The organism is Streptomyces sp. S.PNR 29 (assembly GCF_030386795.1).
In the GTDB taxonomy this organism is placed as follows: domain Bacteria; phylum Actinomycetota; class Actinomycetes; order Streptomycetales; family Streptomycetaceae; genus Streptomyces.
On the sequence record NZ_JANUQM010000008.1, the window covers coordinates 261881 to 285459 of the forward strand.

Annotated in this window: 20 protein-coding genes; 13 read left to right on the plus strand and 7 right to left on the minus strand. The window is 71.7% G+C overall.

Annotated features, from left to right (window positions below; all coding sequences use genetic code 11):
- Nucleotides 1–150 precede the first annotated feature (150 nt).
- Complete coding sequence (locus NW895_RS22705) at nt 151–1068, minus strand: MurR/RpiR family transcriptional regulator (protein WP_289937624.1); 918 nt, start codon at nt 1066–1068, stop codon at nt 151–153.
- Nucleotides 1069–1253: 185 nt separating this feature from the next.
- On the opposite strand from NW895_RS22705, the gene NW895_RS22710 reads away from it, so the two are divergent.
- Together NW895_RS22710 and NW895_RS22715 are read left to right on the plus strand one after the other, a co-directional pair.
- The gene (locus tag NW895_RS22710) at nt 1254–1427 is read left to right on the plus strand and encodes a hypothetical protein (RefSeq protein ID WP_289937625.1); all 174 of its coding nucleotides are present in this window, start codon (nt 1254–1256) and stop codon (nt 1425–1427) included.
- A gap of 56 nt (nt 1428–1483) precedes the next feature.
- On the plus strand, nt 1484–1900 hold the full coding sequence (locus NW895_RS22715; RefSeq protein WP_289937627.1) for a DUF3662 domain-containing protein: 417 nt from the start codon (nt 1484–1486) through the stop codon (nt 1898–1900).
- On the opposite strand, the gene NW895_RS22720 is transcribed toward NW895_RS22715, so the two are convergent.
- The 3 genes from NW895_RS22720 to NW895_RS22730 form a co-directional block, all read right to left on the minus strand.
- Nucleotides 1888–3555, minus strand: coding sequence for a phospholipid carrier-dependent glycosyltransferase (locus NW895_RS22720; RefSeq protein WP_289937629.1), 1668 nt, complete (start codon nt 3553–3555; stop codon nt 1888–1890). The two genes, NW895_RS22715 and NW895_RS22720, sit on opposite strands and share 13 nt — an antisense overlap.
- A gap of 92 nt (nt 3556–3647) precedes the next feature.
- Nucleotides 3648–5567 (minus strand): phosphatase PAP2 family protein, encoded by a 1920-nt coding sequence (locus tag NW895_RS22725; RefSeq protein WP_289937630.1) that lies wholly within the window; start codon nt 5565–5567, stop codon nt 3648–3650.
- Between the two features lie 165 nt (nt 5568–5732).
- Entirely contained in the window at nt 5733–6632 is a 900-nt protein-coding gene (locus NW895_RS22730) for a BadF/BadG/BcrA/BcrD ATPase family protein (protein WP_289937632.1), read from the minus strand.
- 238 nt (nt 6633–6870) lie between these two features.
- Between NW895_RS22730 and NW895_RS22735 the strand changes: the two genes are divergently transcribed.
- The 5 genes from NW895_RS22735 (at nt 6871) to NW895_RS22755 (ending at nt 13243) form a co-directional block, all read left to right on the plus strand.
- The gene (locus NW895_RS22735; protein ID WP_289937633.1) at nt 6871–7992 is read left to right on the plus strand and encodes an ROK family protein; all 1122 of its coding nucleotides are present in this window, start codon (nt 6871–6873) and stop codon (nt 7990–7992) included.
- A 274-nt stretch (nt 7993–8266) separates the two neighbouring features.
- Complete coding sequence (locus tag NW895_RS22740) at nt 8267–9589, plus strand: extracellular solute-binding protein (protein WP_289937634.1); 1323 nt, start codon at nt 8267–8269, stop codon at nt 9587–9589.
- A gap of 122 nt (nt 9590–9711) precedes the next feature.
- Nucleotides 9712–10623, plus strand: coding sequence for a sugar ABC transporter permease (locus NW895_RS22745; RefSeq protein ID WP_289937635.1), 912 nt, complete (start codon nt 9712–9714; stop codon nt 10621–10623).
- Nucleotides 10620–11522, plus strand: a complete 903-nt coding sequence (locus tag NW895_RS22750; RefSeq protein ID WP_289937636.1) for a carbohydrate ABC transporter permease — start codon at nt 10620–10622, stop codon at nt 11520–11522. The genes NW895_RS22745 and NW895_RS22750 overlap by 4 nt, the downstream gene beginning before the upstream one ends.
- A gap of 2 nt (nt 11523–11524) precedes the next feature.
- On the plus strand, nt 11525–13243 hold the full coding sequence (locus tag NW895_RS22755; protein WP_289937638.1) for a hypothetical protein: 1719 nt from the start codon (nt 11525–11527) through the stop codon (nt 13241–13243).
- Nucleotides 13244–13352: 109 nt separating this feature from the next.
- Here the strand turns inward: NW895_RS22755 and NW895_RS22760 are convergent, their stop codons facing one another.
- The gene (locus tag NW895_RS22760; RefSeq protein WP_289937640.1) at nt 13353–14051 is read right to left on the minus strand and encodes a nucleoside/nucleotide kinase family protein; all 699 of its coding nucleotides are present in this window, start codon (nt 14049–14051) and stop codon (nt 13353–13355) included.
- 168 nt (nt 14052–14219) lie between these two features.
- On the opposite strand from NW895_RS22760, the gene NW895_RS22765 reads away from it, so the two are divergent.
- The 6 genes from NW895_RS22765 to NW895_RS22790 all read left to right on the plus strand — a co-directional run bounded on the left by NW895_RS22765 (nt 14220) and on the right by NW895_RS22790 (nt 21819).
- Nucleotides 14220–14957, plus strand: coding sequence for a beta-phosphoglucomutase family hydrolase (locus tag NW895_RS22765; protein ID WP_289937642.1), 738 nt, complete (start codon nt 14220–14222; stop codon nt 14955–14957).
- Nucleotides 14954–17308, plus strand: coding sequence for a glycosyl hydrolase family 65 protein (locus NW895_RS22770; RefSeq protein ID WP_289937643.1), 2355 nt, complete (start codon nt 14954–14956; stop codon nt 17306–17308). The genes NW895_RS22765 and NW895_RS22770 overlap by 4 nt, the downstream gene beginning before the upstream one ends.
- 203 nt (nt 17309–17511) lie before the next feature.
- A complete protein-coding gene (locus tag NW895_RS22775; RefSeq protein ID WP_289937645.1) occupies nt 17512–19008 on the plus strand; it encodes a hypothetical protein in 1497 nt (498 codons plus the stop codon).
- A gap of 122 nt (nt 19009–19130) precedes the next feature.
- On the plus strand, nt 19131–19982 hold the full coding sequence (gene prcB / locus NW895_RS22780) for a proteasome subunit beta (RefSeq protein WP_289937646.1): 852 nt from the start codon (nt 19131–19133) through the stop codon (nt 19980–19982).
- Between the two features lie 123 nt (nt 19983–20105).
- On the plus strand, nt 20106–21257 hold the full coding sequence (locus NW895_RS22785; protein WP_289937648.1) for a HoxN/HupN/NixA family nickel/cobalt transporter: 1152 nt from the start codon (nt 20106–20108) through the stop codon (nt 21255–21257).
- 88 nt (nt 21258–21345) lie between these two features.
- Complete coding sequence (locus tag NW895_RS22790) at nt 21346–21819, plus strand: DUF5709 domain-containing protein (RefSeq protein WP_289937814.1); 474 nt, start codon at nt 21346–21348, stop codon at nt 21817–21819.
- Between the two features lie 215 nt (nt 21820–22034).
- Here the strand turns inward: NW895_RS22790 and NW895_RS22795 are convergent, their stop codons facing one another.
- A complete protein-coding gene (locus tag NW895_RS22795; protein WP_289937650.1) occupies nt 22035–22241 on the minus strand; it encodes a hypothetical protein in 207 nt (68 codons plus the stop codon).
- A gap of 218 nt (nt 22242–22459) precedes the next feature.
- Entirely contained in the window at nt 22460–23572 is a 1113-nt protein-coding gene (locus NW895_RS22800) for a PP2C family protein-serine/threonine phosphatase (RefSeq protein WP_289937651.1), read from the minus strand.
- Between the last annotated feature and the right edge of the window lie 7 nt (nt 23573–23579).

Consider the following 23579-nt stretch of genomic DNA (forward strand, 5'->3'; position numbering starts at 1 on the left):
CGTGCGCATGGGCGGACCGTCGGCTTTCTCCGGGCTGTGGTGAGTGCGTGAGAAGTATTTATATATGCCGTCGGCTTTGCAAGACGTATGTAAACATTCATGCCTGCTTTGTCGCGGATGCTTCCGTTCTGCGCCGGTTGCGGCCGCGGATCAGTCGCGCAGGAAGAACTGATGCTGGTCGGCGACCTGCTCGTACTCGTCCAGACGGGCCTGGGTCCGTTCGGGGTCCGCGTCGGTCATGGCCTGGAGCAGCGCGGCGCACATGACACCGGGCGCCGCGTAGGAGTCGAAGACCAGACGCGAGCCGGTACCGGTGGCGAAAGTGACGTCGGCCTCGTCCGCCACCGGCCCCAGTGCCAGATCGGTGATCAGGGCGACCTTGAGGCCGGCGTGGCGCGCGACCCGGACGGCGGTGAGCGTCTCCTGGGCGTGCCGGGGCATGGAGAACGCCAGCACCCAGGTGCCGCCGGCCTCGCGGGACTGCAGCAGAGCGTCGTAGGCGACACTGCCGCCTCGCGTCACCAGGCGCACATCGGGGTGGATACGGCGGGCCGCGTAGGCGAAGTACTCGGCGAGCGAGACGGAGATGCGCAGGCCGAGCACGGTCAGCGGCGTCGAGGCGGACAGTTCGCGGCCGACGCCGATCACCCGGTCGGGGTCGGCGAAGTCCCGCCGCAGGTTCTCCAGGTTCTCGATCTCGGCGTCGACCGCCGCCTGCAGTTCGTTGCCCCGGTTCTCCTCGGCGGGGCCGCCGGCGAGCGTGCCGAGCGCGATCGACTGGAGCTTCTCCCGTAGCGCCGGGTAACCGCTGAAGCCGATCGCGGCGGCGAAACGCGTCACCGAGGGCTGGCTCACGCCCACCCGGTCGGCGAGATCCGTGATCGAGAGGAACGCCGCCTCGGTGATGTGCTCGATCAGGTACTGGGCGATGCGCCGCTGCCCAGGGGAGAGCCGGGGGCGGTCGAACAGCTCCCTGAGCTGGGAAGTCGGGGAGGCCTCCGCTTCCGGGCCGGTCTTTCCCGAGGTGATCGCGGATGCCTGTGCACGTGCCTGCTGCGGCGATGGCACCGGTGCGCCTCCTTTGTCTCCCACAGACGTCAACATAGCTCACGGACCGTGCCCGCCAGGGCTCGCACGAGGGCATTCGCCGCCGACACGGATGGATACCCGCGCGCTGTGCGGGAACCCGCCCGCCACGGAACATCCCGACACGACGGACAAACCGACCCGACGTAGAACGAGGAGCCCCCGTCATGACCGTCCCGGAAGAGAACCGGCCGAAGACCGAGACCACCGACGAGGTCCTGGAGAACCGGGACCGCAGCCGGGAGGAAACCGAGTCCAGGACGCCCGGCGCCACCGGCCGCACGATGCGCGAGGCCCTGCAGGAGGCCCAGGTACGGCCCGACGACTACGCCGAGGAGTGACAGCACCCACGGCCCCGCCGCACCCGACCCCGACACGTTTCGGCAGGTGATACGGAATGAGCGCACTAAGCGCTCTGGAGCAGGCCCTGGAAGACCGCTGGGAGGCGCTGTGGGCGCGGGTGTTCGACCGGGAGCCGGTCGAACTCCTCGACGCCCTCCGGCAGGAATGTGACAACAACGCCGTGATCTGCGCCGAGGGCCGCGTCATGGTGCCCAACGCCTACGACGTGGAACTCGCCCACGTCGTGCACGAGGAACTGACCCGCCGCGGCAGCCGGGTGGGTCAGGAGCTCACCGACAGCCTGGCCCGGTACGCCCAGCGGAAAGGCTACGAATGGGCGGGCCCGCTCGCGGTGCACATCGCGAAGTCGGACGACGTGCCCAACGGCCGCTACCGCGTGGGCAGCAGTGTGATGCAGCACGTGAGCGCGGAGGGGTTCCAGCACGCCGGCGGCATACCTCATCGCCGGTAGATCGTGATCGAGTGACCGACCTCGTCGACCGGGCGACTGCCGGCGATCAGGCCGGCCAGCCGTCCCGTCGCCTTGGCGACGGCGGAGTCGGACACGACCAGCAGTCCGCGCACCTGCCCGGCGGGCACCGTACGCGGATCGGACGCCTGGATGCCGTAGAAGGACGGCACGCCACTGCCCTTGTACACAAGCCACACCCGCTCGCCCGCGTACCGTTCGCGCAGCCGGTCGGCGAGCCGGCCCAGGTCCTGTCCCCAGTCCACGTTGGAGTCGTGGAGCCGCAGGTGGGTCCGGGCCGGCCCGCCGAACGCCTCGTTGGAGTACGGCAGGTAGTACGGATACGTCCGCAGGGAGCTGACCGCGACACAGGCCACCAGCGCCCACGCCACGGCCGGCGCCCACCGCCACCGCCCCGCGAGGACGCAGCCCGCCGCCACCGCCAGGAACATCGGCAGGAACACGGCGTACCGCGTGCCGAAGTCGCGGGACCCCTGCATGGCCGCCGCCAGCAGGACGGCACCGGGCACCAGCACGTACGGCGCCGCGGGCCGCAGTCGCCGTACCGCCACCATGGCGACGGCACCGGCGGCCCACAGCGCGAGCATGCCGAGCGGCGTCTTCACCAGCAGCGCGGCCGGGAGGTAGTACCACAGCGAGCCGGTGTAGACCCGGCCGAACAGGAAGCCCTCCCAGGGGCGGTTCTCCAAGCCGAACTGGATGCGCATCCCGTCCCGGTACGCCTCCGGGAACGGCAGCAGCTCGACGAACAGCCCTCGCAGCCCGTGCACGACGGGCACGTGCTGCCGGGGCGTCCAGCGCAGCCGCGGATCGACCACCAGATACACGGCCCATACGAAGGCGACCGCGACCACCGCCACGACGGCCGCGCCCGCCACCGCCCGTCCCAGCCGCCTGCGCCGTTCATCCGTGGAGGCGCACCACACCGACAGAGCCGCCAGAGCCGTCAGCACCGGCACCGCGGCCAGCGTGCTCATCTTCGTGGCCAGGGCCGCCCCGAGCGCCACCCCGGCGAGCGGCACGTACCGGCGGGGTCGGTGCCGCGCCCGCCACAGCAGCCACACCGACGTGAGGACGAACCCGGCCGCGGGCACGTCCAGCGTGGCCAGTGAACCGTGCGCGATGACGTCGGGGGAGAAGGCGTACAGGGCGAGCGCCGCCAACCCGCCCGCCGCGCCGGCGAGTTCGCGGGCGAACGCCAACACCGCGAGCCCGAACAGCAGCGTCAGCGCGATCACCGGAAGGCGGGCCCACAGCATCAGCCGCCACGGGTCGTTGCCGGACTCGTACAGCAGATGCCGCCCCAGCGCGCCCTGGTCACCGGTGAAGGACCGGTCGACGTGCGGGTCGGCGAGCGCCACCCCGACGCCGATGACCAGCTTCCCGAGCGGCGGGTGCTCGGGGTTGTGGCGCAGACGGTGCTCGTACAGCTGGTCGGCGGCCGTGCCGACGTACACGGGTTCGTCGATCGTCGGCGTCTGCTGTACGGCGGTGCTGACCATGGCGGCGGCCATCTGGGCCAGCAGCACGACCACCAGGAGCGGCACCAGCCACCGTCTGCCGGACGGTCCCGGCAGGGGCAACGGACGTTCGGGAGTCCCGCGGTCCAGGACCGCCTGCGGTGCGCGTGCCATCATCCGCCCCGCGGTGACAGCGACCGGGCGGTGGCGGGAGCGATACGGAGCCGCCTCATGGGCCTACTCTCGCATCGGCTCCCGCCAGGGGAGCGTCACCGCTTCACGAGTCGTACCGACAGACCTTCCGCCGTGTAGACGGGTACGGCCCGCAGCGTCTCGGAGTTCAGCTCGATCCGGTCGAACTGGCCGCGCAGCACCGGCGCGCCGAGGACGCGTACCGTGCTGCCCGCGGCCGGCGGCCTCTCGGCGTCGAGCCGAAGCGACAGCACGCTGCCCGGGCCGAGCACCGCCCTCCGGGTCACCTCCAGCGCGGGCCCGCGGCCGGAACGCAGCGTCACCTCAAGCGTGGCGGACTCCTGGGTGTACGTCCCGTGCACCCGCACGGACTTGCACGTGCCCGCCCGCAGCGTCCCGCCCGGCACCCGCACGTCCCCGTGGCCCAGGGCGTGGGCCGAAGCGGCGACCAGCACGCCGTCCTCCACGACCGTGCCGCCCGTGTAGCGGTTGTGGCCCGTCAGCGTCAGCGTCCCGGAACCCCGCTTGGTCAGACCGCCGCGGCCGTCGATGTCGTTGCGCCAGCTGTCGGCCGCGTGGAAGCCCCCGGCCGCCGCGTCCAGCGTCACGGTCACGGCGGAGTCGAAGGCGCCGTACCCGTCCGCCGCGGCGAACAGGTTCAGCCGCCCCCACTGCTCGAAGCCGTCCAGCAGGACGTACCCGGCGGGCAGCGCGGTCGTCCGCAGCACCTCCCGGCGCTGGGACGCGTCGAGGTACGGCAGCCGCGTCTCCAGCAGCACCTCCGCGCCCTTCGGCACGGTCAGGGGCGCGTCGCGGCCCTCCCGCTCCAGCACATACGTCAACTTGGGCGTGACCGTCCGGGCGTTGGCGGCCCGGTCGGCGTAGGCGTCGGTGCCGGGGCCCGCCGAGTGGGCGTACGTGTACAGCTCGTCCGAGCCGGTCCGCTCCGTGAAGTAGGCGAGGGCCTGAGCGCGCGCGGCGGCCTTGAGGTCCGCGTTCGCCGGGTCGGCCAGCGTGGCGGCGGCCAGGGCGGTGGCCATGATCCGGCCGCCGATGACGTCGACGGTGGAGTGCATGCCGGACATGATCCGCGTGTGGCTGAGCTCGAAGGCGCGGGTCACGAGCTCCTGGAAGCGCTCGGGGACCGCGTACGCGAAGGCCAGGGCCGCCAGGTGGAAGGCGTTGGTGTGGCCGCTGGGGAAGCCGCCGTCGTCGGCCGGGGTCTCGGCGCGCTGCCGCAGCAGCTGCGGGGCGACGACCACCTCCGAGTCGTACACCGGGTAGCCGAGCGCGTCCTTCGCGCCCGTGTCGACCACCTCGCTGTCCTCGTTCATCCGCCACGGACGCGGGTACTGGAAGGCGAACTTGGCCGGGTTGCCCGAGGCGAACGGACCGCGCACCGTGTCGACCAGCTTGGCGACCGTGCCGAGCGCGGAGTCGTACGAGCCGGCGCCCAGGGCGGACCCGGCCGGGGCGTCGGCGGGCACAGAGTCGCTGATCTTGCCCGCGGGAGTGCCGTCCGGCGCGCTGGTGATCGACGTGACCGCCTTGGCGCCGGACCGGTACAGCTCGGCCAGCGGGCCCAGGCCGGCGATCATCGCGTAGCTCTGGTGCTGGCGGTCGTAGACGAACGCCTCCTTCGCCTGCGCCTCGGTGCGCGCGGAGGTGAGGCGGGCGCAGTAGCGCATGTTGGCGCGCAGCACCTCCGGCCGGAGCGGCGTGCCGGTGTTCCAGGCACCGCCGGTCTTCCACACCTGGGCGAAGCCGCCCAGGATCCGGACGACCGCGTTGGTCTCGGGGGTGAGGTTCGACAGGACGTTCGTCTTGTAGTCGTCGACGAACGCGGCCGGCGCCGTGGCGGCCTTCGCGTCCGCGGCGGCCAGCCACGTGGCGAAGGCCGGGGCGGCCACCAGACCGGCCGACGTACCGAGCGAGGTCCTGAGGAAGCCCCGTCGGCTGACGGACGAGGTGACGTGGTGCCCGGCGGGTGACGGCATGCGTGTGCCTCTCTTCAGTTCTGCGGCGCCTTCGGGGCGCTGATGCCTTGTGGCGGCTTCTGAGTCATGTGGTGTTACGAGCGAAGATCTACGGCCGAGTCGTGTCCCCTCGGCGAGGGTTCGGCGACCGCGACGTGTCCCGCGGGCGAACGAGGGGCGCCCGGCTCACAGAAGCGAACGGGCCAGCGCCACCGCGCCCTCGACCGGGGGGACGCGCAGGGGATGCGGCCGGACTCCGGGCAGGGCTTCGGCGAGTGCCGAGGTGAACGCCGCGTACAGCGCGGCCTGGGAGAGGATCGTGCCGCCCGCCACCACCACGTCGTCCACCACGACATCGCGCTCCGCGAGGCGGACGACGAGCGCGGCGAGCGAGCGGCCGCCGTCGGCGATCACGGTGCGCGCGAGCGAGGAGCCCGCCTCGGCGGCGGCGAACACCACCGGCGCGTGCCGTCCCCACTCGGCGGAGACGTTCGTGGCGGCCTCCAGCGCCGCGCCCAGCGCCGGTACTTCGGCCACCTGGAACGCGGCGACGAGCCCGGCGGCCAGCGCGTCGGGTTCCTCCCCGCGATCGTGCGCCGCCCATGCGGCCCGCGCCGCCTCGCGCACGAGACCGGCCGCGCCGCCCTCGTCGCCGAGCACCGCACCCCAGCCGCCGACCTGGACGAGGCGGCCGTCGGGCCGCCGCCCCACCGCCACCGACCCGGTGCCGGCGACCAGACCGACGCCCTTGGCCAGGCCGGCGGCGGGGACGAGGAGTTCGGCGTCGCCCACGATCAGCGCGGGCGCTCCGAGGCGGTCCTGGAGCGCGGCCCGGATCCCGGCGCACTGGCGAGGGGTCTCGCAGGCGTGCCCGCCCACGGCGACGGCGGACGGGCGCGCGCCCGTCGGCAGGGCGTCCCGGACCAGGGCGGCCAGCCAGTCGGCGGCCGCCGCAGGATCATGCGGCCGCCAGCCACTGCTCGGACGGACGTGGTCGGCGACCCGGTCGCCATCCGCGAGGGCACGCAGATGGGTCTTGGTGCCGCCCACGTCGATGCCTGCCACAAGTGGCGTGGAGTCCCGCACGGAATCCCCTTCGTCGATGCGCGATCCTGCGCACGGCAGGCGAACCGTACGTCTGATAACGGCAGTTGAAGGTGTCGGGAAGCCCCGGGACGGGCTTCGTCAGCGGCTCACGGCAGGCGAGTACCGTGAAGTTCGTTAGGAAGTTAACTAACGAAGTAGGGTGCGTCAAGAGGCACGGAAGTCCCGATGCCGCGCGACCCTTGCGGCCATGCCGCCGCAGCACGACTTGGGGGAGAGCATGCAGCTGAGTGAGAGCGCCCGCGTGGTGTTCGCCGTCCTGGCAGCGGCGGGCACCGCCACCCGCCCGCAGCTGGCGGCCGGTGCGGGCCTTTCCAAGCCGACCGTCTCCACCGCCGTGGCCGAACTGGAGGCCGCCGACCTCGCCGCCCACTCCGGGACCGCCTCCGGCGGCACCGGCCGCAGCGCCGCCGTCTACCGGCTCGGCCCGGCCGCCGGCGCCGTGCTCGCCGTCGACCTGGGTCCCGCCGAGACCCGGGTGCGCGCCTGCGCCCTGGACGGCACCCTGCTCGCCGAGGGCACCGACTCCCGCTCGGACGCGGCCGGCACCGTCCGAAAGGCCCTGGAGGCGCTGCCCGCCGGGGCCCCGCTGCGTACCGTCGTCGTCGCCGTCGGCGACGTCACCGTCCGGGACCGGGAGGGCACCGGGATGCGTCCCGCGACCGCCAAGGCCGGCCCCGTCTTCGACGCCATGGCCGTGGCCCTGCCGGAGGGGGTGCCCGTCCACCTGGAGAACAACGTCAACTGTGCCGCGCTCGCCGAGCTCCACGAGGGCGCCGCCCGCGGCCGGGACACCTTCGGCTACCTGCGGATCGGCGTGGGCATCGGCCTCGGCATCGTCGTCGGGGGGCGGGTGCTGCGCGGCGCGAACGGCGCCGCAGGTGAGCTGGCCCGGCTGCCCTACCCCTGGGACGAGGGCCGGGAGCCGCGTCACGAGGCCCTGGAGCGGCACATCGGGATGCCTTCCCTCCTCCGGCGGGCGAGACAGGCCTGGCAGGACGCGGACGGCCCCTGCCCCCGCACCGCCCGGCGGCTCTTCGCCCTCTCCGGGCAGGGTCATGCCACGGCCCGTGCCGTGGTCGCGCGGCACGCCACCGAGGTGGGCCGGCTCGCCGCCGCCGTGGCCGCCGTCCTGGACCCCGGGCTGATCGTGCTGGGGGGCGCCACCGGCGCGGACCCGCAGCTCCTGCCCGGGGTGCGTGCCGAGCTGGCCCGGCTGAGCTGGCCGACCGAGGTGGTCAGCAGCATGGTCGGCGACACCGGTACCGTCGTCGGCGCGAGCCGGCTGGCGGTCGCCCACGGAATCCAAACCGTGACCGGAGCTATGGCGGTGAAGCATTGACGGCTTCGCGGTCGGTCTGCCAATGTCCGGACAAGCGCTTTCTGAGTCGGCCGGGACGCCGACTCCGGGTGAGTCTCCCGCCCGTACGCGAAGTACGGCAGCCGCACGAGGGCGTGCTTGTGCGACGCCGGCCGTCATGGCCGGGGATTCCACCCGTCAAGGCGACGCGGCCGGGCGAGGCCGTGCCCCCGGAAAGCGACATTTCCTGCAACATGCACCCGTGCCGCCTCGGCTGGCGCCGTGCTTCCTCCGCTACGACGAAAAGGGATCGAAGATGACCAGTGTGGGTGTGCGGCGCTCCCGCCGACTCGGCCGCGGCGGCATACGCCGCGTGGTTCCCCTCGCTGCCGTGGCCACGGCAGGTGCCCTTCTGCTCTCCGCCTGCGGGTCGGGGTCCGACTCGGGCGGGACCTCCAAGTCGCTGACGTTCTGGATCTCCACGGTTCCGGGGCAGGACGCGGGCTGGAAGAAGCTGGTGGCGCAGTACAAGAAGGACGCCGGCGTCACCGTCAAGCTCGTCAACATCCCCTACGACGGATACACGACGAAGCTGCACAACGCCGCGCAGGCGAACTCCCTGCCCGACGTGGCGGCCGTGCCGGCGCTGGACCCGATCTGGTCGAGCAAGCTGATCGACCTCAGCGACATCGCCAACAACAAGAGCAACAAGATCAACACCAACTTCGTCGCCAAGGACTCGTCCGGGAAGGTGCTGTCCATCCCCTCGGACATCACCGCGTCCGGCCTGTTCATCAACAAGACGCTGTTCAAGAAGGCCGGCGTCTCCTTCCCGACCTCGCCCCAGAAGACCTGGACCTGGACCGACTTCATCAAGGCGGCGAACAAGGTCCGCGAGAAGACCGGCGCCAAGTACTCCCTGACCTTCGACCAGTCGCCGTCCCGGCTCCGCGCCATGGTGTACGAGATGGGCGGGAAGTACGTCCACGCGGACTCCTCCGGCAAGTTCTCGGTGGACGCGGCGACCAAGAAGGCCGTGAACACCTTCGTCGGGTGGAACGACAACAAGACCATGCCGAAGTCGGTGTGGACCAGCGGCGCCGACCCGTCCGCCATGTTCCAGAGCGGTGACGTGGTCGCCTACTGGTCCGGCGTGTGGCAGGTCGCCGCCTTCGCGGAGAGCATCAAGAAGTTCGACTGGGCGAGCGTCCCGACTCCCGCCCAGCCGGTGCAGGCCAGCGACGTCAACAGCGGCGGCTTGATGGTGGGCTTCAACAACAACGGTGACGCGGCCACCGCCGCGAAGAAGTTCCTGTCCTGGGTCTACGAGCCGGACCACTACCGCACGCTGTGCGAGGCCTCCGGATTCCTGCCCGTCGAGAACGGTCTGAACCCGAAGTACCCCTTCACCTCCGAGGCGGCGCAGGCGGCGTTCAAGCTGTACAACGAGTCGATCCCGCTCTACGCCCCGATCTCCGGCTACTTCAACAACGCGCAGACGCAGTGGGTGCTGAAGGGCAAGAGCCTCACCGAGGACCCGACCAAGACGGAGCTCGGCAAGGCGATCAACGGCCAGCAGTCGGCCGACAAGGCCCTGGAGAACATCGTGGCCGGCTACAACCAGCAGGTCGGCGGCTGATCGTGGGCCACGGGGCCGGGCGGCGGGATCGAGACACCGCCACCCGGCCCTGGACGCCCACGTGATGCCGGGCTCATGGCGTGAGCACACCGCAATCCATCCACCAGCACGGAGTCAGGAAGATGACCAAACGCGCCTCGGACGTGTCCGCGAGCCCGCCCAGGAGACGCAGTAAGTACACCCTTGCGCCGCTCGTGCTCATCGCGGCCAATGTCGTGCTCTTCGCGCTGTTCTTCGTCTGGCCTGCGGTGATCGGGCTCGTCTACTCCTTCACGAACTACACGGGCGTGGGGGTGTTCCAGTTCGTCGGACTGGACAACTACCACAACCTGTTCGGGGACTCCACGTTCTACGACGCGCTGACAAGGACCCTGCTCTACACCGTCCTCTTCGTCCCGTTGAACTTCGCGCTCTCGCTGCTCGCCGCCAACCTGGTGGTGAGCAAGCACGCCAAGGGCTCGTCGCTCGCCCGCGTCATCTTCTTCATCCCGTGGCTGCTGTCGCCCATCGTCGTGGGCGTCCTGTGGCGGTGGATGTTCGGTGAGAACTTCGGACTGGTCAACTACGTCATCGAGAAGCTCGGCGGAGGCGCCGTTCCGTGGCAGTCGAACGCGGACCTGTCGCTGCTGGTGGTGGTGATGGCGGCGTCCTGGATGTGGACGGGTTTCACCATGCTGCTGTTCATCGCGGCGATCAAGAACGTACCGGTGTCGTACTACGAGGCGGCCTCGCTGGACGGCGCCGGTCCGTGGCGCCAGTTCATCAGCATCACGCTGCCGAGCATCGCGCCCACCTCGTTCATCGTCATCCTGCTCAACACGATCAACGCGATGAAGGAGTACCCGGTGTTCGTCGCCCTCAACAACGGCGGACCCGGATCGTCGAACAACCTGCTCGTCCAGTACATCTATGAGACCGGCTTCAAACGGGGCCAGATCGGCTACGCGAGCGCCGCGTCATTCGTGCTCATGCTCATCCTGATGGCCGTCGCGATCATCCAGCTGATCGTCAACCGGCGGGTGGAGAACCGATGACTACCACAGACATGCCACGCCCGCTCGACGCCGACGCCAAACAGCCCGTTTCCAAGCAGCGTCCCCGCAACGCTGTCGGCGGTGGGATCCGGCGGGCGGTGCCCGCGACGACCCTGCTGTGGATCCTGGCGTTCCTCTACGGGTTTCCGGTGCTGTGGTTCATCCTCAGCTCCCTCAAGCCGGCCAGCGACCTGTTCTCCTATCCGCTGACGCTGGTTCCGCACAACCCCACCCTGTCGGGTTTCAAGGCGGCGTGGGACAGCGCCAACTTCTCCCAGTACTTCATCAACACGGCCATCGTGTGCGTGATCACGACGATCCTCACGGTGGGTGTCAGCTGCTGCACCGGCTACGCGCTGGCCAAGTACGACAACAAGTGGCTCAAGGTCTTCTTCCTCTGCATCCTGGCCACCACCATGCTGCCGTCCGAGGTCATGCTGGCCCCGGAGTTCCTGGTGGTCCGCAACCTGGGCCTCTACAACTCGTTCGCCGGCATCATCCTCCCGGCCGTGCTCACCGCGACCGGATGCTTCATGTTCCGCCAGTTCTTCCTGACGGTGCCCGACGAACTCGTGGAAGCCGCACGCATCGACGGCGCCCGTGAACTGGCGATCTTCGCGCGGATCATGGTGCCGCTCTCCCGGCCCATCATGCTGACCCTGGCCATCCTGTCCTTCCAGTGGCGGTGGAACGACTACATCTGGCCGCTGCTGATGCTCAACGACCCCAACAAGTTCACCGTGCAGATCGGCATCCAGAGCATCGTCGGGGCGCAGAACATCAACTGGTCCGTACTGCTCGGCGCGTCGGTCATCTCCATGATCCCGCTGATCGCCATCTTCCTGGTCTTCCAGCGCTACGTCATGGGCGCCGACATCAATGCCGGACTGAAGGACTGATCTTGCCCACCCCGCTCGACCACGAGTTCGTCCGCGCGGTGGCCCGCGCCGCCGACCGGCTGGCCGTCCCACTGGCGGCCCGCCCGGACGAAGAACCAGCCGACGCCTCCCACCGCGGTCTGGCGCACCGGGTGAAAACGCTGCTCGCGGCGTACCGTTCGAAGGACTCGGAGCTGCACGGCAGCAGCCGGGCGATCGCCGCCGCGATGACCCACCTCGGTGCTCTGCGTGCCGTGCAGACCCCCTCCGGGCTGTTCGCCGGCGGCGACAACGTGCAGTCACCGCCGGATTCCGCGTTCACCATCAACGACGTGTGCGACGCGTACGTCATCGCCGCGGGTGCGGGGCCGGAACTGCGGGATGCCGCCGCCGAGCTCGCCGAGATCGCCGGGGCGGCGTCGCAGAGCCTCCTGACGGGCGGGGTGCACACCCCGAACCACCGATGGGAGTTGTGCGCGGCGCTGGCCCGGCTGCACCGGTCCTTCCCGGACAGCCGGCTGCTCGACCGTATCGAGGAGTGGCTCGCCGAGGGCGTCGACATCGACGCGGAGGGCCTGTACTCGGAGCGCAGCGCCAACTACGCGGCCCACGTGTCCAATCCCTCGCTGCTGCTGCTGGCCGACGTCCTCGGCCGCACCGACCTGCGGGAGGCCGTCGAACGCAACCTCACGACGACCCTGGATCTCATCAGGCCGGACGGCACGGTGGAAACCGTCCACTCGCGGCGACAGGACCAGGGGCACCGGTTCTCGCTGGCGCCCTATCTGCCGCAGTACCGGCTGTTCGCGATCCGTACCGGCCGGGGCGACTTCAGCCGGGCGGCGCGGCTGGCAGCGGCCTGCGGCATCGACGACCCCGCCCTGCTCGCCGAGACCGTCCTCACCCCGGACCTGTGCCGCGCGCTGCCGGCACCGGCTCCGGAAACACTTCCCCGCGACCGGTACATCGCCACGGCGCGCCTCGCCTCACGCGCCTCCGCCGCCGCGCACACGGTGGTCTACGGCGGCTCCGACGTGCCCGAGTCCCGGCGCATCCGCTCGGGCCTCGCCAACAATCCGACCTTCCTGCGGCTGTTCGCGGGCGACGCCGTCCTCGACGCGATCCGGCTCTCGCGGGGATTCTTCGACATGGGCCCGTTCCGTGCCACGGGCATGCAACGGCTCGCCGACGGCCGGTACCGGCTCACCGAAACTCTGACGGCCGCCTACTACCAGCCGCTTCCGCCGGACCAGCGGCGCTCCGACGGCGCCTACCTGATGGCGGACGAGGGACGGTTCTCGGCCGCGATGGCCTTCGGGAACCGACCGCAGGAGGAGGTCGCGCAGACGACCGGCATCGACGTGGACCTCCGGGACGACGGTGCCGACCTGCGGATCGACATCAGCGGACCACGGGTGCCGTGGGCACTCGAACTGGCCTTCCGGCCGGGAGGCGTCCCGCACGGCGCGGTACCGATCGGCGACGGACGCTGGTGTCTCACGACCGGGCCGATGACCTACCGGGCGGGCGACAGTGAGATCCGCGTCGAGGTCGGCGTCCACGCCGGGGAGCCGCTCGCCGGGCCGGACCAGCACGACCTCCTGCGGTACGACCCAGGTCAGGACTACACCTTCCTGGGCGGAACCGATGCGATGACCGGGGAACGCGTCTACATCGGTGGACACGGGCCGCACACGCTGAGCGTCGCACTGCGTGCCGGCCGGCCCGAGCGGGCCGGCTGATCGGCGACGCGACGGGCAGCGCGGACGCGGAACGGCAGATGTGGAAACCACAGGGCGGCCCGCCGTCTCGCCGGTCCCGCCGTCCTGACTGCCCTGATCAGGCGGGAGTTCATGGGGCAGTACGGGGACCGGTGTCCACCGCACGGGGAGTCTCACCGCGCGGGAGCACCGGCACCGGTACGACAAGATCCGCCCGGTTCCGGGTCGTGGCGACCAGCTCTGCGTTGCGCTGGTCGCTGCGCAGCACCCAGGCCACCGCCTCCTCGTGGCTCTTGCCGAACTCCTCGTGGCGGGCGACCAGCCGCCGAATCCGCTCCTGTTCGTCCAGCTCGCAGAACCACACCTCGTCGAGCTGTGGCCGGACCCGGGCCCAGGCGCCGGAGTCCAGCAGCAGGTAGTTCCCCTCCGTCACGACCAGCCGGGCCGTCGGCGGCACCGCGATCGCCCCCGCGATCGGCTGCTCCAGCACCCGCTCGAAGCCGGGCGCGTACACGACGTCGCCGTACGCCTCCTCGCGCAGGCGCCGCAGCAGCGCCGCGTACCCGGCCGCGTCGAACGTGTCCGGGGCACCCTTGCGGTCCAGGCGGCCGAGCCGGTCCAGTTCGGCGTCGGCGAGGTGGAAGCCGTCCATGGGGACGTGCGCCACCCACGGCTCCCCGCCGGCGTTCAGCTCCCGCACCAGGGCCTCGGCGAGTGTCGACTTGCCCGCGCCGGGGCTGCCCGCGATGCCGAGGACCGCCCGCCGCCCGTCACGCGGGAGGGCGCGGGCACGGGCGAGGAGATCGTCGAAGGTCCCGGTCGGCGGCACACAGCAGAGTGTGTCACCCGCGCCGGAGTGATGACGGGCGGGTACCGGAAGGCGGGCGGGCACCGTGCCCGACTCGCCGCGGCCACGGCTGACGCTCGGTCTGCCGGGACGCGGGATGTGGCGCGCGCCACATCTGTGGACGGGGCGCTGCGGGGAACCGGGACCTGTATGACGGAGCTCGGTCTTCCCGAAGAAATCCAGGCCTGCCTTTTCGACCTCGACGGCGTCGTCACCAGGACGGCCGTGGTGCACGCGGCCGCCTGGAAGGAGATGTTCGACGCCTTCCTGCGCGGACGCGACGGCGACGACTTCCGGCCCTTCACCGACGCCGACTACGACGAGTACGTCGACGGACGTCCACGCGCCGACGGCGTGCGCACCTTCCTCGCCTCCCGCGGCATCGATCTGCCCGAGGGCGATCCCGAGGACCCACCCGACGCCCCCACCGTCCACGGCCTCGGCAACCGCAAGAACGACCTGGTACTGGAGAAGATCCGCACCGAGGGCGTTCAGCCGTACGACGGCACGCTGCGCTACATCGAGGCGGCGCGCGCGCAGGGCCTGCGCACGGCGATCGTCTCGTCCAGCGCCAACACCCTCCAGGTGCTGCGCTCGATCGACGCCGAGTCCCTCTTCGACGTCCGTATCGACGGCGTGGTCGCCGCCGAGCGCAAGCTCCCCGGCAAGCCGCACCCGGACACCTTTCTGGCCGCCGCCCGTGACCTCGGCGTGCGGCCGGAGCAGGCCGCCGTGTTCGAGGACGCGCTGGCCGGCATGGACGCGGGTCGCGCCGGCGGTTTCGGGTACGTCGTCGGCGTCGACCGCGTCGGGCAGACCGACGCCCTCTACGCGCACGGAGCGGACCGGGTTGTGAAGGATCTCGCCGAACTGGGAGGCAAGGAGTGATCACGCAGAGGTCGTACGCCGTCGAGCCCTGGACCGTCCGCGAGGCGGACCTGAACCTCGACGTCCTGGCGCAGAGCGAGTCCGTCTTCGCCCTCTCCAACGGCCATGTCGGCTGGCGCGGCAACCTGGACGAGGGCGAACCGCACGGCCTGCCCGGCTCCTACCTCAACGGCGTGCACGAACTCCACCCCCTGCCGTACGCCGAGGCCGGATACGGCTACCCGGAGTCCGGCCAGACGGTCATCAACGTCACCAACGGCAAGGTCCTGCGGCTGCTCGTCGACGACGAGCCGTTCGACCTGCGCTACGGGCGGCTCCTCACCCACGAGCGGACGCTCGACCTGCGCCGGGGCGTGCTGGAGCGGGTCTGCGAGTGGACGTCGCCGGCCGGCTCGACGGTCCGGGTGCGCTCGACACGGCTGGTCTCCCTCACCCAGCGGGCGATCGCCGCCGTCGCGTACGAGGTGGAGCCCGTCGACAGCCGCACGCGCGTGGTGGTGCAGTCGGAGCTGGTCGCCAACGAGAGCCTGCCCGAGCCGAACGGAGACCCGCGCGCGGCCCGGGCGCTGAAGTCGCCGCTGGAACCGGAGGAGGACTTCGCCTCGGGCGCCCGGCTGCGGCTGGTGCACCGCACGCGGCGCAGCGGCCTCAGGGTCGCCGTCGCCGCCGACCACACGATCGACGGCCCCGAACGGACCACGACGAGCAGCGAGAGCAACGTCGACGTGGCCCGGCTGACCGTCACCTCCGTGCTGGAGCCGGGCCAGCGGCTGCGGGTGGAGAAACTGGTCGCCCACGGCTGGTCCGGAGCCCGTTCGCGGCCCGCGATGAGCGACCAGGTCGAGGCCGCGCTGGCGGCGGCCGCGCACAGCGGCTGGCAGGGTCTGCTGGAGGATCAGCGGGCGTACCTCGACGACTTCTGGTCGCGCGCCGACGTGGAGGTCGACGGCGACGAGGAGATCCAGCAGGCGGTGCGCTTCGCCCTCTTCCACGTACTGCAGGCCGGGGCCCGCGCCGAGCAGCGCGCAATACCGGCCAAGGGACTGACCGGCTCCGGTTACGACGGGCACGCCTTCTGGGACACCGAGGCCTTCGTCCTGCCCCTGCTCACCCACACCGCGCCCGACTCCGCGGCCGAGGCGCTGCGCTGGCGGCAGAAGACCCTGCCGGCCGCCCGGGAACGCGCGGCCCAGCTCGGTCTGCGGGGCGCCGCGTTCCCCTGGCGGACCATCGCGGGCCAGGAAGGATCCGCGTACTGGCCGGCGGGCACGGCGGCCTTCCACGTGAACGCCGACATCGCGGACGCCGTGGTGCGCTACGTGGCGGCCACCGGCGACGAGGACTTCGAACGCGACACCGGCCTTGAGCTGCTGGTCGACACGGCCCGGCTGTGGCGCTCGCTCGGCCACCACGACGACCGGGGCGCCTTCCACATCGACGGCGTCACCGGCCCCGACGAGTACAGCGCGATCGCCGACGACAACACGTACACCAACCTCATGGCCCGGGCGAACCTCCTGGCCGCCGCCGACGTGTGCAAACGCCACCCCGACCAGGCGGCCCGGCTCGGCGTCGACGACGAGGAGAGCGCCGCCTGGCGGGACGCCGCCGAGGCCATGCACGTCCCCTACAACGACGAACTCGGCGTGCACGAACAGCACTCCGGGTTCACCCGCTACCAGCGCTGGGACTTCGCCGCCACCGGCCCGGACCAGTACCCGCTGATGCTGCACTTCCCGTACTTCGACCTCTACCGCAAGCAGGTCGTCAAGCAGGCCGACCTGGTGCTGGCGATGTACACCTGCGGCAGCTGGTTCCGGGAGCACTACGACGAGGAGCAGATCGCCCGCAACTTCGCCTACTACGAGCCGCTGACCGTGCGGGACTCCTCCCTGTCGGCCTGTGTCCAGGCCGTCATGGCCGTGCAGGCGGGCCATCTGAACCTGGCCTACGACTACACCGCCGAGGCCGCCCTGATGGATTTGGGCGACCTGGAGCACAACACCCGCGACGGGCTGCACATCGCGTCCCTGGCCGGCACCTGGATGGCCCTGGTCGCCGGCTTCGGCGGCATGCGCTGCGACGGCGACACCCTGTGGTTCGCCCCGCGCCTGCCGGAGCGGTTCCGCCGCCTCACCTTCACGGTGCAGTTCCTCGGCCGCTGCCTGCGGGTGGCGATCGACGCGGAGGAGGCCACCTACACGCTGCTGGCGGGTCCGCGCCTGACGATCGGTCACCACGGCTCCACCCTGACCGTGCGCGAGCACACCCCGGTCACCCGCCCCGTCCCCACGCTGCCCGCCCGCCCGACCCCCGAACAGCCCCCGCACCGCCACCCGAACCCCCGCTGACCGACGCGGGCGCCCCGTCGCTGGCCGGCTCCAGCGGCGGGGCGTCGGCCAACTGGCCGTATTCCGCCCTGCACTCCTGCGCCCCGCGGGTTAGTTTGACCATGGTTTCCCTGGCATTCGCCGCCAGCCCCCCAGGCAGTGGGGTTCCGGAAACCCAGACTCGCAGGGGACGACCCCACGACCGCAGGGGAAAGGGACGGACGATGGCCAACGGGGCGAGCGCCATCCTCGTCGGTAGGCGACGAGGTGAACCGGCGTCCGCGCCGGGCAGACCGCGCAGAGGGCGCGGCGACGGCCTGCTGGCGGCGGTCGCGGGCGCCTTCGTGGTGGCCCAACTCGCGCTCGTACGGCCCGGGATGGGCCTCGGCTGGGACGAGACGGTGTACGTCAGCCAGGTCACCTCCCACACCCCGGCCGCCTTCTTCAGCGCACCGCGCGCCCGGGGCGTCTCCCTGCTGGTCGCGCCCGTCGCGTCCTGGTCGTCGTCCACTCCGCTGCTGCGCGTCTACCTCGCGCTGCTGTCCGGCCTCGCCCTCTACCTGGCCCTGCGTACCTGGCGGGGCCTGTTCCCGGTCCGCGTCGTGGCCGTCGGGGGCGCGCTGTTCGCCTCCCTCTGGGTGACGCTCTTCTACGGCCCGCAGGCCATGCCCAACCACTGGGTCGCGATCGGCGCCCTGATCGTCGTCGGCTGCTTCCTGCGCCTCCAGGCGAATCGTTTCGACAGGGCGGCGCTGTGGGGCCTCGTGGCCGGTGCCGCGCTCATGGCGTGGATGCGGCCCACCGACGCGGTCTGGGTCACCGTGCCGCTGCTCGTCCTCACCGTGGTGCGACGCCACTGGCGGCTCCTGCTCGCACTCCTGGCGGGACTGGCGGCCGGAGCCGTCGAGTGGGTCGTCGAGGCATACGTCGGCCACGGCGGCCTCGGACAGCGGCTGTCCGAGGCCTCCCGGATCCAGGGCGGCCTCGGCTGGCAGATCGCCGTCGACGACCAGCTGCGCAGCCTGGGCGGACGCGCCCTGTGCCGCCCGTGCACCGGGTCGATGCCCCATCCGCTGGTCACCCTGTGGTGGTACTTCCTGCCGCTGCTCGCCGCCCTGGGGCTCCTCGTCGCCGTCCGGGCCCGGCGCACCGCCCGCACACTGATCCCGCTGGCCTGCGCCGCCACGGCGGCCCTCCCGTACCTGTTCATGATCGGTTACGCGGCGCCCCGCTTCCTGCTGCCCGCCTACGCGCTGCTGGCCATCCCGGTCGCCGACGCGCTGTGGCACCTGGTCAAGGCACCGGGCGGGAGGTGGCGGCCGCTGGCCGCGACGCTGGTCGCGCTCGGACTGCTCGGGCATCTGGCGGTGCAGCTCACGGTGCTGTCGCTCACCGTCGACCGCAACACCGAAAGCCGCCGCGACTGGGCCCGCACCGCCGACGAACTCCACCGCCTCGGCGTGCGCCCGCCCTGCCTGGTCACCGGACACGAAGCCATCCCGATCGGCTACTACGCCGGCTGCTCCTCCGCCAACATCGGCGGCCACAACGCCAGCATCACCGAAGCCGGCGTCCTGCGCACCGCCCGCCGCGTCCCGGTCGCCGTCCTCACCGGGCCGGGCGGCACCTCGCCCGGTTACGCCCGGTCCTGGGCCGTCCACCGGTTCCACGACCTGGAGATCCGCGTGGCACCCTCACCCGGGGCCGATGGGCGGGGGTGACCTCCGAGCAGGCCTCGCGATGCCGGTGCGCCGCACTTCGCTGTGGGCACAACAGGCGTTTCCCGTCCGCCCCGTTCAGGTAGGAGAGGGTTGTCGGACAACGGGCGAGGGGGAGTGGCGGCATGACAGGGAGCGAGAGCGGTGGCCGGTTGGGGGAGGAGTTCTTCACTCCGGGGACGTCGTCCTTCACCCAGTTCCTGGCGGAGCACCGCCCGGAACTGCTGAGCACGCGGAGCGTCCTCCCGGACGTGGTCCGGGCCGCCCCCGACAGGGTCCCGCACGGCACCACGGTGCTCGCCCTCACCTACGGCGACGGCGTGCTGATCGCCGGCGACCGCAGAGCCACCATGGGCAACCTCATCGCGCAGCGCGACCTGGAGAAGGTGCACCCGGCCGACGACCACACCGCGGTCGCCTTCGCGGGCAGCGTCGGACTCGCGCTGGACATGGTGAAGCTCTACCAGGTCGAGCTGGCCCACTTCGAGAAGATCGAGGGCACCCCGATGACCCTCAGGGCGAAGGCGAACCGGCTGGCCGGCATGATCCGGCAGAACCTCGGCCAAGCCATGCAGGGCCTCGCCGTCGTACCGCTCCTCGCCGGCTACGACCGCACGGCCACCGGCGGACGCGGGCGCATCTTCAGCTTCGACGTCGCCGGCGGACTGTACGAGAAGGCGGAGTTCCACGCCGAGGGCTCCGGCTCCCCCTACGCACGGGGCGCGCTGAAGAAACTGTTCCGGCCGGGCATGTCCCGGCGTGAGGCGGCGCTGGCCGCGCTGCACGCGCTGTACGACGCGGCGGACGACGACTCGGCGACCGGCGGGCCGGACCTCGGGCGGCGGATCTACCCGATCGTGTCGGTTATCACCGAGGAGGGGTTCGAGCGGCTGCCCGAGACGGAGGCGGAGGAGCTGAGCCGCGAGATGGTCGAGCAGCGCGCGGGCCGGCCGGACGGGCCGAACGCCACCCCGTGAGGCGAGTTTCCCCTTCCGTGGCCAAGACCTGCCACGGCCTTTACTGCACATGAGTTGCAAGTGCTGGAGGATGGCACAAGGCTGTGGAACGCAGCCGTTCAGCCGAACGAAAGACCCTCCCGAATGACGGCCGCCCCTGACTCCGCTCCACACCTCCCCGCCGCCGCACCCGTGAAGGGCCTGACGCGGCAGGAGTGGGCCAGGGCCGGAGGGATGGCCGCCTTCGTCCTCGCGCTCCATGTGATCGGCTGGTTCACCCTCGTCGCGATCGTCGCGCCGCACCACTACAGCACCGGCGAGCGGTCCTTCGGCATCGGCGTCGGCGTGACCGCCTACACGCTCGGCATGCGGCACGCCTTCGACGCCGACCACATCGCCGCCATCGACAACACCACCCGCAAGCTCATGAGCGACGGTCAGCGGCCGCTGTCGGTCGGCTTCTGGTTCTCGCTCGGCCACTCCAGCGTCGTCTTCGCCCTGGCGCTGCTGCTCTCCCTCGGCGTGAAGACCCTGGCCGGCCCGCTCCGCGACGACAACTCCGAACTCCACGACGTCACCGGCCTGATCGGCACGACCGTCTCCGGCGCCTTCCTCTACGTCATCGCGGCACTCAACCTCGTCGTCCTGGCCGGGATCTGGAAGGTGTTCCGGCAGATGCGCTCCGGCCGCTTCGACGAGGCCGCCCTGGAGGAGCAGCTGAACAACCGCGGCCTCATCAACCGCCTCCTCGGCCGCGTCATGAAGTCCGTCACCGAGCCCTGGCAGATGTACCCGCTCGGCCTGCTCTTCGGCCTCGGCTTCGACACGGCCACCGAGATCGCCCTGCTGGTCCTGGCGGGCTCGGGGGCCGCCTCCGGCCTGCCCTGGTACGCGATCCTGTGCCTGCCCGTCCTGTTCGCCGCCGGCATGTCCCTTCTCGACACGATCGACGGCTCGTTCATGAACGTCGCCTACGGCTGGGCGTTCTCCAAGCCGGTGCGCAAGGTCTACTACAACCTCACGATCACCGGCCTGTCCGTCGCCGTCGCCCTCCTCATCGGCACGGCCGAACTCCTCGGTCTGCTCGCCGAGAAACTCGGCCTGCACGGGGCGTTCTGGGACCGGGTGAGCGGCATCGACCTGAACACCCTCGGCTTCGCCGTGGTGGGCCTCTTCGTCGCCACCTGGGTCGTCGCCCTGCTGGTCTGGAAGGTCGGCCGTCTGGAGGAGAAGTGGTCGGCGGGCCTGGCTCCGGCGACCGACCCGGCCGAGGTCCCGGAGAACTGCCGAGGTTAGAGACGGCGTAAACGGAAACGCGAACTCAGACACCGAGACGAACGAGTCGACGCAGCGCGACAGGGAGGCAGCCATGGGCACCGAACGGATGCGCCCCGAACCGATGGCGGACGACGCGTACCAGCCCACCGGGACCAACGAGGAGCAGGAGGACGCCGCGCCGCTCGACCTGCAGGACGCCGTCGGCGAACGGACCTACGACGACACGCTCGACGAGGGCTACTCGCCGCCGGAGAAGCCGCTGGGCGTCACCAAGCACGGCACCACGGCCGCCGAACAGCACGACCGCGAGACCCTCGACGAACGACTCACCCAGGAGGTACCCGACGTGGCCCCGCCTGCCGGGGACGACGTCGGCGACACTCCCGAGGGGGAGGGTGAGCCGGTCGACCCCGAGGCGGGCACGGACCGCGCCGGCCGCCTGGTGGCGCCGGACGAGGGCGTACGCACCGACACCACCAAGGAGACCGTCGCCGACGACGTGGGAATCGACGCGGGAGCCGCCGGAGCGGAGGAGGCGGCCGTGCACGTCGTCGAGGACGACAGGGAACTCCCGGACTGAACACGCCGGGCCGCGCCCGGCTCGGTCTCCGATCCGGTCGATCCGCCCCGGCCTGTTGGTGGCGTCCAGGGCGGCGTCGGCCGAGCAGCCGTTGCGCGACGGAACTTCCGTGACCGACGAGGGGAATCACCCGCACGCGGACGTGCCGGCCCGTCCCCGGTACGCGCCCGCACCGGGCCCGGGAGCGTCCCCCGCGCCGTGGCGGGGGAGGAGGGCTACGGCAGCAGCTTGTCGAGGGCGGCAGGACCCTCCGCCGCGATCTTGCGCTTGGCCCATTCCAGGTTGCGCGGGGTGAGGTCCTTGCCGGAGGCAAGCACTACGTCCTCCGGCGACACCTCGGTGCCGGTGCGGGCGTGGAGCAGGTCGTCCGGGGTGGTGCGGTTCCCGGGCGACCGGGACGCGTCGGGCTGTGGCGTCGGCATGATCTCGGCTCCTCGGTCCGGAACACTGTTGCGGCCCCGGTGAAGTCACCCGGTGACGTCATCGGGGGCCCGATATCACCATTCAACGCGGGAGCGCGCCGTGCATCCGGAAACCGCGGGGGCGTCGCCGTGAAGCCGTCCGCTCCCTCCGGGTGCAGGGGTAACCCCTCCGGGACCGGCGGAAACCTCCCCCGCGTCGCACACCGGATCCACTGTGGTCAGGCCCCGTCCCGCGCCCGCGGCGCCAGCACGAGCATCGTCACGTCGTCCCGGACGTCCGGACAGTGCCGCACCAGGTCCGCCCACACCTGCTCGGCCAGAGCGGCGGGCTCCTCGTCGCAGAAGCTCCCGAGCCGCTCGGTCAGCGGATAGAAGGCGCCCGTGGTGTCCCTGGCCTCGGTGACGCCGTCGGAGGCCAGGAAGAGCCGGTCCCCGGGCCGCAGCGGCACCGTGGCCCCGGAGGGCCGGGCGACCTCGGCCAGCCCCAGACCCAACGGAGCGCCCGGCTCGATCTCCAGCTCGACGGCCTTGCCCCGGCGCAGCAGCAGGGGCCCCGGGTGGCCGCACGCCACGATCCGCACCGCGCGGGCGTCGGCGGAGAACTCCAGCAGCACGGCCGTCGCGAACAGCTCGGCGTGCGGCACCCCCGCCGAGTCCGTCACCAGCCTGCGATCCAGGCGGGCGGCAACCGACTCGGGGTCCGGCTGGTCCAGCACCGCCTCCCGGAAGGCCCCCAGCAGCGACGCCACCGTCGCGACCGCCGACAGACCGTGCCCCTGCACGTCCCCCATGACCGCCCGTACGCCCCGGGGGCCCGCGCGCACGTCGAAGAAGTCCCCGCCGACCAGCGTCCCGCGCTGCGCCGCCCGGTACAGGCCCGCACACTGCACCGGTCCCACCTGCTTCGGCAGTGGCGGCACGACCGCGCGCTGCGCGACCTGGGCGACGGCACGCTCGGTGACCAGCTGGGCGTCGCGGTGACTGCGTACGAAGGACACGAACACGCTCAGCACCGCGACGAAACCGACCGTGAGCAGGTCGGTGCTGCCGGGGTCGTCGAGGCGGAACGCAGGGGCGACCAGCACCACCAGCACCAGACCGCCCAGCACGGCCGTCGCCGCCGGCCCGTACGACAACACGGCCAGCGGCGGGATGGCGCCCAGCAGGAAGCCGATGTCGAGCGGCTCGGGGCTGAGGAGCGTGGCCGCGCACACAGCCGCCAGCAGGCCGGCCGGCAGGACCCGCACCCATCCGGGCGGCGGCGCGCCCCGCAGCCAGCTCCGCCTGTCCCGGTCATGGCGCCACGGCCGGCCGCGCACACTGCTGCTCACACCACCA

Bases quoted from the DNA above. Each gene is read 5' to 3' on its own strand.
- NW895_RS22710 (WP_289937625.1), top strand. From the start codon at position 1,254: ATGACCGTCCCGGAAGAGAACCGGCCGAAGACCGAGACCACCGACGAG.
- NW895_RS22715 (WP_289937627.1), top strand. From the start codon at position 1,484: ATGAGCGCACTAAGCGCTCTGGAGCAGGCCCTGGAAGACCGCTGGGAG.
- NW895_RS22720 (WP_289937629.1), bottom strand. From the start codon at position 3,555: ATGATGGCACGCGCACCGCAGGCGGTCCTGGACCGCGGGACTCCCGAA.
- NW895_RS22725 (WP_289937630.1), bottom strand. From the start codon at position 5,567: ATGCCGTCACCCGCCGGGCACCACGTCACCTCGTCCGTCAGCCGACGG.
- NW895_RS22735 (WP_289937633.1), top strand. From the start codon at position 6,871: ATGCAGCTGAGTGAGAGCGCCCGCGTGGTGTTCGCCGTCCTGGCAGCG.
- NW895_RS22740 (WP_289937634.1), top strand. From the start codon at position 8,267: ATGACCAGTGTGGGTGTGCGGCGCTCCCGCCGACTCGGCCGCGGCGGC.
- NW895_RS22745 (WP_289937635.1), top strand. From the start codon at position 9,712: ATGACCAAACGCGCCTCGGACGTGTCCGCGAGCCCGCCCAGGAGACGC.
- NW895_RS22750 (WP_289937636.1), top strand. From the start codon at position 10,620: ATGACTACCACAGACATGCCACGCCCGCTCGACGCCGACGCCAAACAG.
- NW895_RS22765 (WP_289937642.1), top strand. From the start codon at position 14,220: ATGACGGAGCTCGGTCTTCCCGAAGAAATCCAGGCCTGCCTTTTCGAC.
- NW895_RS22775 (WP_289937645.1), top strand. From the start codon at position 17,512: ATGGCCAACGGGGCGAGCGCCATCCTCGTCGGTAGGCGACGAGGTGAA.
- prcB (WP_289937646.1), top strand. From the start codon at position 19,131: ATGACAGGGAGCGAGAGCGGTGGCCGGTTGGGGGAGGAGTTCTTCACT.
- NW895_RS22785 (WP_289937648.1), top strand. From the start codon at position 20,106: ATGACGGCCGCCCCTGACTCCGCTCCACACCTCCCCGCCGCCGCACCC.
- NW895_RS22790 (WP_289937814.1), top strand. From the start codon at position 21,346: ATGCGCCCCGAACCGATGGCGGACGACGCGTACCAGCCCACCGGGACC.
- NW895_RS22795 (WP_289937650.1), bottom strand. From the start codon at position 22,241: ATGCCGACGCCACAGCCCGACGCGTCCCGGTCGCCCGGGAACCGCACC.